Origin of the sequence: Serratia sp. X10, from assembly GCF_017811775.1 — a bacterium.
GTDB classification, from domain to species: domain Bacteria; phylum Pseudomonadota; class Gammaproteobacteria; order Enterobacterales; family Enterobacteriaceae; genus Serratia; species Serratia ureilytica.
In genome coordinates this window covers 231,960-245,249 of the sequence record NZ_JAEIOH010000002.1, presented here as the reverse complement: position 1 = coordinate 245,249, position 13,290 = coordinate 231,960, and the positions used below count along the sequence as shown (strand labels likewise).

The following is a 13,290-nucleotide window of genomic DNA, read 5'->3' as shown; positions in this document are numbered from 1 at the left end:
TCAGAACACGAAGGAGCAGCGTCAGGGCCCGTAACGTCGAGTTCCGGTACATACCTGCGTTGATCGATTTTATGCCAAGAACGGCGACCAGAAAGGTGGCGTCGGGCCCCCAACACCAGGGAGCACCCAGCCCGGCGCCACCGCCCTACGTACTGAGTTGTACAGGAGAAAAACACAGGCACCGAGGGGATAATCGCGTCCTTTGAAGATTCAACGCGCGAAGCGAGCAGGGAAAATGCAGGCCATCGGCCAGACGTAAGAAAAAGATTCAGCGGCAGGCTTGGCCACCCGCTGCGCAAGCAAGAATGAACGCCTCATGCAAAATTGCCCCCCCCCCTCTTGCCAACCCGAGCGCCTCAGGCCAGAATACTGTACATTAAATCAGTGTTTACAGGTGAGTCATGTTTGTAGAATTGGTATACGACAAACGCAACGTCGCTGGGCTGCCCAACGCCGCCGAGATTATTCGCAACGAGCTGGAAAAACGCGTGCATGCGTTGTTCCCGGAGGCGGAAGTGCGCGTGAAACCGATGCAGGCCAACGGCCTGAACTCCGACGCCAGCAAAAGCGATCGCGAAAAGCTGAACAGGATGTTGGAAGAGATGTTCGAAGAAGCGGATCAGTGGCTGGTTATGGATATATAAACCCAATCTGAAAGCCGGGCTGACCCACCGGCTATTATTTCCACCAGCATATCGCACCGCTCAACCTCCGGTTCCGCAGCGAATACCCCCTTGGGTCAAAGGACTGACTGCGGCACATGCCCCCGATTATCGGTTAATCCTGGCGCACTTCGAAGCGTGTATTCCTGCGTGGACACCTCTTCCTCGTACAAGCAGCATAACAAAAAGCCCCAGCATCGCTGCTGGGGCCTCTGTCATGGTGCCGGCTACCGGAATCGAACTGGTGACCTACTGATTACAAGTCAGTTGCTCTACCTACTGAGCTAAGCCGGCTGAATTTGGCGGAAGGACAGAGATTCGAACTCTGGGAGCTGTTACACTCGACGGTTTTCAAGACCGTTGCCTTAAACCACTCGGCCATCCTTCCAATGGGCGCTGATATTAGCGATACCGTTATGAAATGTCTATCGTTTTGATGCAAAAAAATCGCATCGGCGGCGCAGTTGCCTAAACTTCAGGCCTTAAACGCTTAAAAAATGAAAAGCCCCGCAAAAGCGAGGCTTTTATGTTCGGCTGAAACGCGATTACTTCGGCTGCGAATCGTAGTCTGAACAGGTTTGATAGCCCTTATTCATGACATGGCCCGTGTCGTTGTAGCTGACAAAATACGTTTGCACTTTGCCATCGCGCGGCGCGACCGCATAGGTGTCGCAAGTGCCCTGCGCATGGATCAGCGTGGCGGACGTCGACGGCGGACCGGCAATCGCCCGCACCTGCTGCTTGGTCATCCCTACTTTGACATCGCTGACCACCGGCTCATTGACATAACTGGTTGCACGGTCATAGGCGGTGCAGCCGGCAAGAATGGAAAATACCGCCGCAGTGCCGACGGCCAAAACCAACTTCTTCGTCATAGCTTGTCCTCTTGGAGTACGTTTGTTGTCCCCTAAGTCTAGAAGTGGAAAGGCTTTTCTACAAACTCCCCTTTGTCGATCGGTGCGCTTTTTCTCACGTTCGGCCGGCGCGGGCGCGACATCGGATTCAAAAGCCGAAATCGCTCAGCGCCGGGACATCGTCCGGGCGCCGACCGAGCGGCCAATGAAAACGCCGATCCTGTTCGCGAATCGGCATGTCGTTGATGCAGGCATGGCGGTTGATCATCAACCCTTCCTGATTGAACTCCCAGTTTTCGTTGCCGAAGCTGCGATACCAGTTGCCGGAATCGTCGTGCCACTCATAGGCGAAACGCACCGCGATGCGCGCGCCGTCAAACGCCCACAGTTCCTTAATCAGCCGATACTCCAGCTCTTTCGCCCACTTGCGTTGCAAAAATGCGACCACCGCCGCGCGGCCGTCGACAAACTCCGCGCGATTACGCCAATGGGTATCGAGGGAATAGACCTGCGACACCCGCTCAGGATCGCGGCTGTTCCAGGCATCTTCCGCCAACCGTACTTTTTCGATGGCGGATTCACGGGTAAAAGGCGGCAATGGGGGTTTAATGCTCATGATCATCTCCTGGGTGAAGGTGTGTAGACAATTCTGTCTACATCATTACGCTAGCGCATGTAGACAGAGTTGTCTACAATCACTCGAAAATAGCCAGGGAGAAAAATGATGACCACCGATCGCAATACCTTGCCCGCCCGTCAGCGCATCCTGCTGACGGCCCACGATCTGTTCTATCAGGAAGGGATCCGCGCCACCGGCATCGATCGCATCATCAAGGAATCAGGCGTCACTAAGGTGACGTTTTATCGCCACTTTCCTAGCAAGCACGATTTGATTACGGCGTTTTTGGCCTATCGCCACCAGCAGTGGCTAACCTGGTTCAGTACAGCGTTGGATCGACATGTGGCGCAGAGCGGCGGGTTACTGCCGGCGCTGGCGCCCTGCCTGGCGGAATGGTTCGACGATCCGCGTTTTCGCGGCTGCGCGTTTATCAATACGGCCGTGGAGATCGCCGATCTGCTGCCGGAAAGCCTGCACCTCGCCGGCCGGCATAAGCAACAGATGACGGATGAACTGGCGCGCCACCTGCCCGCAGGCCCGCAGCGGGAACAGCACGCTGCGATATTGGCGATGCTGATCGACGGCGCCATCGTCAGGGTGCAGATTGAGCGCCAGCCGCAGCCGGCGTTGCAGGTGCTGAATGCCGCGCTGGCGTTGTTGGCGCAAGGCGGGTTCGATCAGTAATTGGCCCAGATGCCCGGCGTCACCAGTTCCAACAGGTGGGCGTCGGGATCGCGAAAGTAAATGCTCTCGCCACCGTGATCCCAACGCATGCGCCCCTCAATCTCCACGCCGTTGGCCGTCAGATGCCGTTCCCAGTGCGGCAGTTGGTCTTTCGCCACCGCCAGCCCGATATGCGCCGGACCCACGCCATCGTGCGCGGGAATAAAGCCGGTCGGATAACGCGCCCCGCGCAGCGAATCGCCCTCGACAAACAGCAACAATACGCTCCGATCGCCAACGTTATAGGCGCGGAACCGCTCGTTGGCGACCATCGCCGGCAACCTCAGCACTTCTCGGTAGAAGGCGTCCGCGCGCTCAATATCGCTGACGTACAGCACCGTTTCGATCACCTTATCGATCTTGAGTTCCATATCATCCCCCTCTTTTTTGTACTGACAGCGTAGGCTTAGAGGAGGAAAACCACGGTGCTTCCCGTGCCGATAGCGGATCAATCCGTGCTTTTTTACCGGTTTACAGGCAAAAAAAACGCGGCCCGAAGGCCGCGCGATGACGTTCACACTGAGATGCTTAGAACTGGTAAACCAGGCCCACGGCAACCACGTTGTCGGTGTTGATACCGGCAGCGTCGGTGAAGTCGTTGTTGTCCAGCAGGTTGATTTTGTAATCAACATAGGTAGACATGTTTTTGTTGAAGAAGTAGGTCGCACCCAGGTCGACGAATTTGACCAGGTCTTGATCGCCGTAGTCCTTGCCGTTACCGGCGCGGCCCAGGTCTTTACCTTTGGTCTGGTTATAGCCGACGAACGGACGCAGACCGAAATCGAACTGGTAGTGCGCATAGGCTTCGAAGCTCTGCGCCTTGTTGGCGTAGCCGTAAGCACCATCATCCTTGGCAGAGCTGCCGAAACGCGCCGCGTTGTAGGACTGGGTGAACATCACCGCCAGGTAGACGTCGTTGGCGTCATATTTCAGACCGCCGGAGTAACCTTCGGCCTTGTCGCCGCGGCCCATGATGTTCTGGTGACCGTTAGCGCCGTTCTGCTCGCTGGTGCGGCGAGAGTTGAAGAAGGCGCCCGCCGCGCTGATGCCGTAGCCCATGTCATAGCTCATGGACATACCGTAGCCTTCGCCGTTCTGGCCAAGGACGTCGCGACCGTTGTTGGTCTCTTCGCCATTGCCGTTTTTACCCTGGTACTGCAGGGCGAAGTTCAGGCCGTCAACCAGACCGAAGAAGTCGTTGTTACGGTAAGTCGCCAGGCCGCTGGAACGCTGGAACATGAACTGGTCGGCGCCGTAGGTCATACCGTCGAACTCAGGCTGCAAGTCGGTATACGCCGCGACGTCGTACAGCACGCCGGTATTACGGCCGTAGTCGAAGGAGCCGTAGTCGCCGAATTTCAGACCGGCGAAGCCGTAACGGGTGAAGTTCTTGTTGTCCTGGTTTTCAGCGTGGTTCAGGTTAGCCTGATATTCCCACTGGCCGTAGCCGGTCAGTTGATCGCTGATTTGCGTTTCGCCGCGCAGGCCAAAACGCATATAAGACTGGTCGCCGTCCACGCCGTTGTTGCTGGAGAAATAGTGAAGACCGTCGACTTTACCGTACAAATCCAGTTTATTACCGTCTTTGTTGTAGATTTCCGCCGCGCCTGCTGTGCCTGCAACCAGCAGTGCGGGTACCATCAGAGAGAGTACTCGAAGTTTCATCGTTATTATCCTCGTTAATTATGTCGAGCTACGGCCACTGCCCTTTTCGAGCATTATTAGCACGACTGTGCATTACCATTCTGGTAACAAGGGTTATATTAATCCAGAAAGAAAATGATACCAAGTATCCGATAGTGTTTCAGTGTAATTAATAAAGGCTTCAAAATGTAAATACGCGCGAACTTTCACAAAACATTACCGACAAACAAAATAAAGCACTTAAAGACAAAGAATAGATTAATTGATAAAAAATCATGCAGTTATACAAATCCTTAAGAAAAAAAAGCCAACCATACAATTGTACTGGACAATAAGCACATTGTGCCAAAACGCCGCCTGCACGCAGCCGCTATAATCACCTCGCTATCATCATTATTTTCATTATTACCTTCATTATCCGAAGATAATTTCTGCATACCTTTAACCGGCTTCTGGCCGGTTTTTTATTTGCCCCCATACTTCCCTCACAATTTCAATCCGCACAAATAGCACGCAAATAAATAACCTCACGATATAGTTTCGCCAATTTACATCCGCACTAATTGCTAATCTTTTCTCTTATTTTGGTCTACAAATTGAATTTGTTTTTCATTTCGTGCTTTATCTTGCCTGATATTGTGCGTCGCAGGCAAAATTGGCCGCAGAGTTTCACTTCTGGTAGCCTGAAAAAAAGCTCACCCCCAGCGAGTAAAGACATGATGCCATTTCACCCAGAGGCGCTATGGCGGCGGCTGCAAGGCTCCCCCTTCCGCGCCCGTTTCCGTTTGAATCCCAAAGACCAGAGCTATCTTGACGACAAAGGCTTGCCGCTGATCCTCAGCCATGCCCGCGACTTTATCGATCGCCGTCTGGCCGCCGCCCACCCCAAAAACGATGGCAAGCAGACGCCGATGCGCGGCCACCCGGTGTTCGTCGCCCAACACGCCACCGCCACCTGCTGCCGAAGCTGCCTGGAAAAATGGCACGGCATACCGCAGGGCGTCGCGCTGGACGAGCAGCAAAAAGACTATATTGTCCAGGCGATCGCCCTGTGGCTGGTGCGCCGAGGCGGCGCCGGAGAGGAATCAGGCGCGAATCTTTTCGACCCGGATCGCGGATTGTGATAAAAACTGTCAGTAACTTTCGCCACTCTTTTGACCCAAGATCCTGACGCTTACATGACAGCCACCTTGTGCAATGAACAGCAAACGCCCGGCGTTCCTCAACAGATCGCCACCCGCCTGGCCTTTTTCGTCGCCGGCCTCGGCATGGCCGCTTGGGCGCCGCTGGTGCCCTTCGCCAAAACGCGCATAGGCCTCGATGACGGCTCGCTCGGCCTGCTGTTGTTATGTATCGGCGCCGGCTCCATGTTGGCGATGCCGCTGACCGGCTTCCTGACCGGCAAACTGGGCTGCCGCGCGGTGATCCTGATGGCGGGGCTGGGGCTGTGCATCGATTTGCCGTTGCTGGCGCTGATGGACTCCCTCGGCGGCATGGCCGTGGCGCTGCTGTTGTTCGGCGCGGCGATCGGCATGATAGACGTGGCGATGAACGTGCAGGCGGTTATCGTCGAGCGCAACAGCGGCAAGGCGATGATGTCCGGCTTTCACGGCTTCTTCAGCATCGGCGGCATCGCCGGCGCAGGCGGCGTCAGCGCGCTGCTGTGGCTGGGGCTGACGCCGCTGCAATCCACCCTGATCACCGTGCTGGCGGTGATCGTGCTGCTGGCGTTCGCCAGCCGCCATCTGCTGCGTGACAGCGGCGCCGACGACGGCGGACCGATGTTCGTCTTGCCGCGCGGTTGGGTGATGTTTATCGGCATTCTGTGCTTTATCATGTTCCTGGCGGAAGGCTCGATGCTCGACTGGAGCGCGCTGTTCCTCACCACGCTGCGCGCCGTCGAACACAGCCAGGCCGGGCTGGGCTATGCGCTGTTTTCCATCACCATGACGCTCGGCCGCCTCAATGGCGATCGGGTGGTGAACTCGCTGGGCCGCTACCGGGTGCTGCTGCTGGGCAGCCTGTGCGCCGCTGTCGGTCTCAGCCTGGCTATCGCCTTCAATCACGCCACCGTTTCGCTGGTCGGCTTTATGCTGGTTGGCCTGGGCGCTTCCAACGTCGTGCCGATTCTGTTCAGCGCCGCGGGCAACCAACGCGATATGCCGGCCAATTTGGCGATCGCATCCGTTACCACCGTCGGCTATGCCGGCATTCTGGCCGGCCCGGCGCTGATCGGCTTTATCGCTCAGTTTTCCAGCCTGACGGTGGCCTTCGCCTGCGTAGCCGCTCTGCTGTTGGCGGTGACTGCCAGCGCCAGGGCCGTCACTCGCTGATTCAGGAATGCGCAGCCACTATGCAAAATAAACAACTGACCATTAGCTCCAGCAATATCACTCGCTGCTTCCTGCTGTTTATCGTGCTGCTGACGATCGGCATCGGCCTGTATGGCTACAACTACACCAACGCCTGGCTGGCGGAAAAGAAGTACACGCTGAACAGCATCGCCGGTTCGCTGCAAAAGCGCATCGATACCTATCGCTACATGACCTATCAGGTCTATGACAAATTCGGCAACGCGCCGGCGCAGAATGTCGATCCCGGTTTGCAGGAAACCCGCCTGCGCCCCGACGTCTACTATGTCGAGAAGCCGCACAAGAAAACCGACGCGGTGATCTTCGGCAGCCATGACGAGAACACGCTGGCGATGATCGCCAACATCTCGGACTACCTGGACAACCGTTGGGGCGCCAAGACCGAGAGCTACGCCATGTATTACCTCAATGGTCAGGACAACAGCCTCAGTCTGATCACCACTCAGCCGCTCAAAGAGCTGGCTTCACGCTTTAGGGAAAGCTACCTGACCACTTCGGCGGACGAACGCCGCGCCGAGATGCTGCAACAGGCCAATATGCTCGACGAACGCGAGAGCTTTTCCGATCTGCGCAAACAGCGCTTCCAGAACGCCTATTCGTTCTCGATTCGCACCACCTTTAATCAGCCAGGACATCTGGCGACGGTGATCGCCTTCGACTTGCCGATCAACGACATCATTCCGGCCAACCTGGCCCGCGCCAATTTCCTGCTGCAGCCGGACGATGTCGAGCTCGACGACAGCGCCATCCCGGCGGAAACCGCCCTCGGCGCCCAGGCGGCGATGAGCGGCGGCTGGGTGGAGTTCAGCGCCGCCCTGCCCAATGCGCCGCTGAAGGTGGTGTATCGCGTTTCGGCCATTAATCTGGCCATCGATCTGCTGCGCAACAACATCTGGCTGATCGCGGTCAACCTGCTGCTGTTGGCGCTCTCGATGCTGAGCATCTACTTTATCCGCCGCCAGTACATCCGCCCGAGCGAAAATATGGCGGTTGAGCTGGAGGCCGAGCGCGCGCTGAATCAAGAGATCATCGCCAGCCTGCCCTCCGGCCTGCTGGTTTACAGCTTCGCCAACAATGCGGTGATCGCCAGCAACAAAATCGCCGAACATCTGCTGCCGCACCTCAGCCTGCAAAAAATCGCCCACATGGCCGAACAGCACCACGGCGTCATTCAGGCAACGGTCAACAACGAGGTGTATGAAATCCGCATTTTCCGCAGCCAACTGTCGCCGGATACCTACCTGTTCCTGATGCACGATCAGGATAAAGAGGTCATGGTGAACAAGCGGCTGCAGCAGGCACGGCGTGAATACGACAAGAACGTGCAGGCGCGCAAACTGATGTTGCACAACCTGGGCATCGAACTGAATCAGCCGGTGCGCCAGATGCACGATCTGGTCGACAGCCTGCGCAACCAGCCGGATGAGGAACAACGGCAGGCGCTGCTGGGCCAACTGACGGCGGCGTCGTCGTCGGTGCTGGGATTGATCGATAACATCACGCTGCTGACGCGGCTGGAAACCCAGGACTGGCAACCGACGCGCGAGCCGTTCAACCCGGCGGCGATCATCGACGAGTTGCTGCTGGAAGCCCTGCCCGCTCTCAATCAAAAGGGGCTGGCGCTGTTCAAGCATTTCCAGCTGGACGTCGAACAGAACTACATCGGCGACGCCAACGCGCTGCGCAAAGTGATCTCGCTGCTGGTGCATTACGCCATTATCACCACCGCCTGCGGCAAGATTTCTCTGGTCATCGACCACGAGCCCGAACACCCGGATCGCCTGATTTTCCAAATCAACGACACCGGCTCCGGCATCTCCAACGAAGAGATCAGCAACCTCAATTACCCGTTCCTCAGCCAGACGCTGGTGGACCGCTTCAACCACGGTTCCGGCCTCACTTTCTTCCTGTGCAACCAGCTGTGCAAAAAGCTTAACGGCCAGTTGGACATTCGCAGCAAAGTGGATATCGGTACTCGCTATACCATTCGCGTCGCCATGGAGATGGAGAGAAAAGAGCCGCAGGAACAGGAAAAGCTGCTCGACGGCGTCACCGCCCTGCTGGACATCACCTCAGATGAAGTGCGCGGCATCGTGACCCGCCTGTTGCAGGCTTACGGCGCCGACTGCCTCGTCGCCGAAGATCGCGCGGTCAACCGCGATTATGACGTGCTGCTGACCGATAACCCGCAGCGAGCCGATGATTACACGCTGTTGCTGGCGACCGATGAACCGGGTTGGCAAGCGCTGGATAAACGCTACATTCGGGTGAACTATAACCTGAACGGCGCATTAATCGACGCCGTGCTGATGCTGATCGAACAGCAAATGGCCGCGCTGGAGCAGGAAGAAAGTCCGCTTTCACTGAGCTCAGAAGATATCCAACTCTATGAAAAACAATTGAAATCAAGTGATTACTATGGGCTGTTTGTCGATACAGTACCCGATGATGTCAAAAAACTGTATACTGAGGCGGGCAGCAGTGATTTCAATGCGCTGTCACAAACCGCACACCGCCTGAAAGGCGTGTTTGCCATGTTAAATCTGCTTCCCGGCAAGCAGCTGTGCGAATCGTTAGAACAGCGCATCGCAGAAGGTGATGCGCCCGAGATCGAGAATAACATCAGTCAGATTGATTTTTTCGTCAGCAGACTGCTGAAGCAAGGTAGCCAACAACATGAATAACCTGAACGTAATTATTGCTGATGACCATCCTATCGTACTGTTTGGCATCCGGAAGTCACTTGAGCAAATTGAATGGGTGAATGTCGTTGGGGAGTTCGAAGACTCAACCGCACTGATCAACAATCTGTCCAAGCTGGATGCCAACGTGCTGATCACCGATCTGTCGATGCCGGGTGACAAGTATGGCGACGGCATCACGCTGATTAAGTACATCAAGCGTCATTATCCGCAGTTGTCGATCATTGTGCTGACCATGAACAACAACCCGGCGATCCTGAGCGCGGTATTGGATCTGGATATCGAAGGCATCGTGCTGAAACAAGGCGCGCCGACCGATCTGCCGAAGGCGCTGGCCGCCCTGCAGAAAGGCATAGAAGTTCACGCCGGAAAGCGTCTCCAAACTGCTGGAGAAAATCAGCGCCAGCGGCTATGGCGACAAACGCCTGTCGCCGAAAGAGAGCGAAGTGCTGCGTCTGTTCGCCGAAGGTTTCCTGGTGACCGAAATCGCCAAGAAACTCAACCGCAGCATCAAAACCATCAGCAGCCAGAAGAAATCGGCGATGATGAAGCTGGGCGTCGAAAACGACATCGCCCTGCTCAACTACCTCTCGTCCGTCAGCATGACGCCGTTGGACAAAGACTAAAGCCCGCCTCGCGGCAGGTTAACGCCAAACAGGCACGGCATCCGCCGTGCCTGTTTGCTTTTCAGGCCTCGCTGCGGTTGTAGCGCACCTGCTGGCTGTAATAAGCCAATGTCTGCTCCAGCGTCTCCAGCGTAACCGGTTTCGACAGGCAATTATCCATGCCCGCCTCGAGACAGCGCTGCTTCTCCTCCGCCAATGCGTTCGCCGTCACACCAATCACCGGCGCGCTGAACTGCATCTGCCGCAGCGCCTGCGTCAGGCGATAGCCATCCATGTTCGGCATATTGACGTCGGTCAACACAATATCGACGTGGTGCTGTTTCAGTACGCCGAGCGCATCTACGCCGTCGTTGGCGGTCACCACCTGATACCCCAGCGACCCCAGCTGATCGGAAAGCAGACGACGGTTGATCGGATGATCGTCGACCACCAGCAGATGAATATCGCCGTTGTCCGCCGCGCTGGCCTTAGCGGGCACCGGCAGCTGCACCAGCGCCTCTGCCGCGCCGTTGCCGACGCCGAACAATCGGTTGATCAAGGTCAGCGTTTCACGCGGCGTAGAGGTGCTGTGCATCCAATAGCCTGGCCGGGTTTCCAGCGACGGGCCGATATGTTCGGTCGAGAACTGGATCTGAGCCAACAGCGGCGTATTCAGCATCAGCGGATAATCGCTGAGCATCACCTCGTCGGCGGCGGTCTTCTGTCCGTCATATCGCTGGATATCGGCGCCGTAGCCGCCCAGAATCGCCATCAGGTAGCCTTCCAGCCGCTGATTGCGGATATCCAGCCACAGCCGCCGGCCCTGCCAGGTATCGCTGGCCTGCGGGATCGGGAACTGGGCGTTAAACAATGGAATGCGAATGCTGAACAAGCTGCCCAGCCCCGGTTCGGACTCGACGGAGACGTCGCCGTCCATCAGGTTGACCAATTTCTCGCAGATCGCCAGCCCCAAACCGGTGCCCTGGAAGTGGCGCTGCACGCCGGTGCCCACTTGGAAGAACGGATCGAACAGGCGTGAGATCTCCTTCTCCGGAATACCAACGCCGGTATCGCGCACGCTGAATTCCAGGTAGCTGCCGCGGGTGCAGACCTGCAGCACGATGCAGCCGGTATCGGTGAACTTGATGGCGTTGTTCACCAGGTTGGACAGCACCTGCTGCAGCCGCACCGGATCGCCGAAGATACGCTCCGGCACGTTTTGCTCGATAAAGCAGTACAGCCCCAAACGTTTCTTCACCACCAACGGCAAATAGTTGCCGGCGATATGGGTGATCACCTCCAGGCAGGAGAACTCACGCGGTTCAATCTTCAGCTGCTCGGACTCGATTTTGGAGAAGTCGAGAATATCGCTGATGATTTTAAGCAGCAGCCCGGAAGAGTTGTTCATCGCATTGACCAGCCGATCGACCCCTGGCGGTAACGCCTTGGTCTGCAGCAGATCGAGGTTGCCGATAATGCCGTACAGCGGCGTGCGCAGCTCATGGCTGACGGTGGCCAGGAACATCGATTTGGACTGGCTGGCCTGCTCCGCCGCCGCCGCCATCTCCTGCAGCGACTCTTCCATTTTCACGCGCGCGCTGACGTCCACCAGCACGCAGATCGCCACCTCTTCGTTGCGGTAGCGCGAATGGACAAAGCTGATCTGCAGGTTATTGTTGTTGCTGGTCATCACATCGACGAAGTTCGCCTGCTGTTCGCAGATGATGCGCGTAATGCGATCGCGATCTTCGTGGGTCAACAGGTTGATGTAGTTGTGCGCCAGTTCGTTACTCAGAATATTGGTGCCATCGCTGATGCGCAGGATACAGATGCCCACCGGCGCCGAGGCGACGATCTTGCGGTTGAACTGTTCGTGTTCTTCCAGCCGGAAGGCATTGTCCTCCGCCGGCAGGAACATCTTGCGCTCAAACAGCCACGCCAGCGTGAACAGCACGATAGCCGACAACAGGTTCAGCAACAGCGCATTGAGGATCAGCATTTTGAAGCGTTCCACCACGCTTTTCACCGGCAGCGCATAAACGATGCTCAGCGATGAAGGCGGCAGCGCTTTTTTCAGGATCAGATCGCGGTAGTTGTCGACATAACCGAAGTAAGCATGCTCTTCGGGGTAGCTGTTGAGCGCAGCGGCATAGCGATCGCCATCCGCCAGGCGCAGTATCGGATCGTTGTTTTCATCCAGCAGCGTGACGCCGATCGGCAGGTTGCCGGCGGTGACGAAATCTTCCAGCCGGACAGTTTGCTCGATGCCCAGCAGCGCCTCCAGCTTGTTGCCGATATAGAGAGGCGTCAGCACATACAGATAACCGATGTCAGGCCGCTGCGCGCTGGGGCTAATCCAATACAGGTTGTTGTCTTTGTCCAGATTCTTGGCGTTGCGGTATTTCAGAATGCGCTCGTGCAGCAACTTCAGCATGTTTTCCCGGTTGGCAACCGCGTTGCCGCCGCCGAATTCCGCCAGACACAGGCTGTCGCCGCCGATAAAGAACACCCGGTTGAGATCGTAGGCCGCCACGAAGTTCTCTTTCCAATACTGGATCAGGCCGCTCAGCGAATCGAGTGAACTGCGGTAAGTGGCGCTCAGGGCGCAGTTAGACTCCGGATACAGCGGGTAGAATTGCGGTGGGCTGCCCTTGCCGGGGATCACGCCGCTGAACATGTCCAGGCTGCTGACCGAACCGTTGAGGCGGTTTTCCGCCATGTACTTGATGTCGCGTATGATGTCGGCAGAATGGCGGATATAGCCCTGCGCCTGATCGAAATTGAGGTTGTACTCCTGGCGGATGTCCGATTCTTTCTGATGCAGGATATTCAGAATATAAAAGGTGGTGAGCAGCGCTCCCAACGACCACAGCAAAATCGCCAGCACCCGGAACAGATAGCGGGATATCTTCAGCGTAGTTCGAAAAGAGGCTAAATATTTCAATCGGATACCATACGAAAGTCAGTGGCGGCGCGCGTTGTCGCCGGCGCAGCGGCCGGCGGCTCGGTGCGCCAATTAAACCATATAACTGAAAAAGGGCCTAGCATCGCTGCCAGGCCCTTTTGTCTCAGTGCATTACGGTGTCGGCATGCCGACGCCCTCACCTTG

The 13,290-nt window shown here is 56.7% G+C and carries 10 protein-coding genes, 2 tRNA genes and 1 pseudogene; 6 read left to right on the top strand and 7 right to left on the bottom strand.

The genetic code is table 11. The features are described from left to right. Positions 1–401: 401 nt before the first annotated feature. Positions 402–644 carry a DinI family protein gene (locus J9788_RS06650; protein ID WP_046896341.1) on the top strand — a complete coding sequence of 81 codons (243 nt, stop codon included), beginning with the start codon at positions 402–404 and terminating at the stop codon, positions 642–644. Between the two features lie 236 nt (positions 645–880). Here the strand turns inward: J9788_RS06650 and J9788_RS06645 are convergent. From J9788_RS06645 to J9788_RS06630, 4 genes are all read right to left on the bottom strand, one after another. Further along, positions 881–956 (bottom strand) — tRNA-Thr (locus J9788_RS06645). A gap of 6 nt (positions 957–962) precedes the next feature. After that, positions 963–1,050: transfer RNA gene (locus J9788_RS06640), tRNA-Ser, on the bottom strand. A gap of 157 nt (positions 1,051–1,207) precedes the next feature. Next, entirely contained in the window at positions 1,208–1,537 is a 330-nt protein-coding gene (gene osmE / locus J9788_RS06635; protein WP_004935874.1) for an osmotically-inducible lipoprotein OsmE, read from the bottom strand. Positions 1,538–1,664: 127 nt separating this feature from the next. After that, positions 1,665–2,132 (bottom strand): nuclear transport factor 2 family protein, encoded by a 468-nt coding sequence (locus J9788_RS06630; RefSeq protein ID WP_046896339.1) that lies wholly within the window; start codon positions 2,130–2,132, stop codon positions 1,665–1,667. Between the two features lie 108 nt (positions 2,133–2,240). On the opposite strand from J9788_RS06630, the gene J9788_RS06625 reads away from it, so the two are divergent. Continuing rightward, a complete protein-coding gene (locus J9788_RS06625) occupies positions 2,241–2,819 on the top strand; it encodes a TetR/AcrR family transcriptional regulator (RefSeq protein ID WP_182265080.1) in 579 nt (192 codons plus the stop codon). On the opposite strand, the gene J9788_RS06620 is transcribed toward J9788_RS06625, so the two are convergent. Both J9788_RS06620 and ompC read right to left on the bottom strand, forming a co-directional pair. After that, on the bottom strand, positions 2,813–3,229 hold the full coding sequence (locus J9788_RS06620) for a VOC family protein (RefSeq protein WP_182264128.1): 417 nt from the start codon (positions 3,227–3,229) through the stop codon (positions 2,813–2,815). The genes J9788_RS06625 and J9788_RS06620 overlap by 7 nt on opposite strands. Before the next feature lie 157 nt (positions 3,230–3,386). Further along, positions 3,387–4,523: a porin OmpC gene (ompC, locus tag J9788_RS06615; RefSeq protein WP_182264127.1), complete on the bottom strand. Its 1,137-nt coding sequence runs from the start codon at positions 4,521–4,523 to the stop codon at positions 3,387–3,389. 695 nt (positions 4,524–5,218) lie between these two features. On the opposite strand from ompC, the gene J9788_RS06610 reads away from it, so the two are divergent. The 4 genes and pseudogenes from J9788_RS06610 (at position 5,219) to rcsB (ending at position 10,202) form a co-directional block, all read left to right on the top strand. Continuing rightward, positions 5,219–5,626, top strand: a complete 408-nt coding sequence (locus tag J9788_RS06610; RefSeq protein ID WP_182264126.1) for a DUF4186 domain-containing protein — start codon at positions 5,219–5,221, stop codon at positions 5,624–5,626. 54 nt (positions 5,627–5,680) lie between these two features. After that, positions 5,681–6,835: an MFS transporter gene (locus tag J9788_RS06605; RefSeq protein WP_182264125.1), complete on the top strand. Its 1,155-nt coding sequence runs from the start codon at positions 5,681–5,683 to the stop codon at positions 6,833–6,835. A 20-nt stretch (positions 6,836–6,855) separates the two neighbouring features. Beyond that, the gene (gene rcsD / locus J9788_RS06600; RefSeq protein WP_182264124.1) at positions 6,856–9,558 is read left to right on the top strand and encodes a phosphotransferase RcsD; all 2,703 of its coding nucleotides are present in this window, start codon (positions 6,856–6,858) and stop codon (positions 9,556–9,558) included. Beyond that, positions 9,551–10,202 (top strand): annotated as a pseudogene (rcsB, locus tag J9788_RS06595) (response regulator transcription factor RcsB). Before rcsD ends, rcsB begins: the two are co-directional and overlap by 8 nt. 61 nt (positions 10,203–10,263) lie before the next feature. Here rcsB and rcsC read toward each other — a convergent pair. Further along, positions 10,264–13,125, bottom strand: a complete 2,862-nt coding sequence (gene rcsC, locus J9788_RS06590) for a two-component system sensor histidine kinase RcsC (protein WP_182264123.1) — start codon at positions 13,123–13,125, stop codon at positions 10,264–10,266. Between the last annotated feature and the right edge of the window lie 165 nt (positions 13,126–13,290).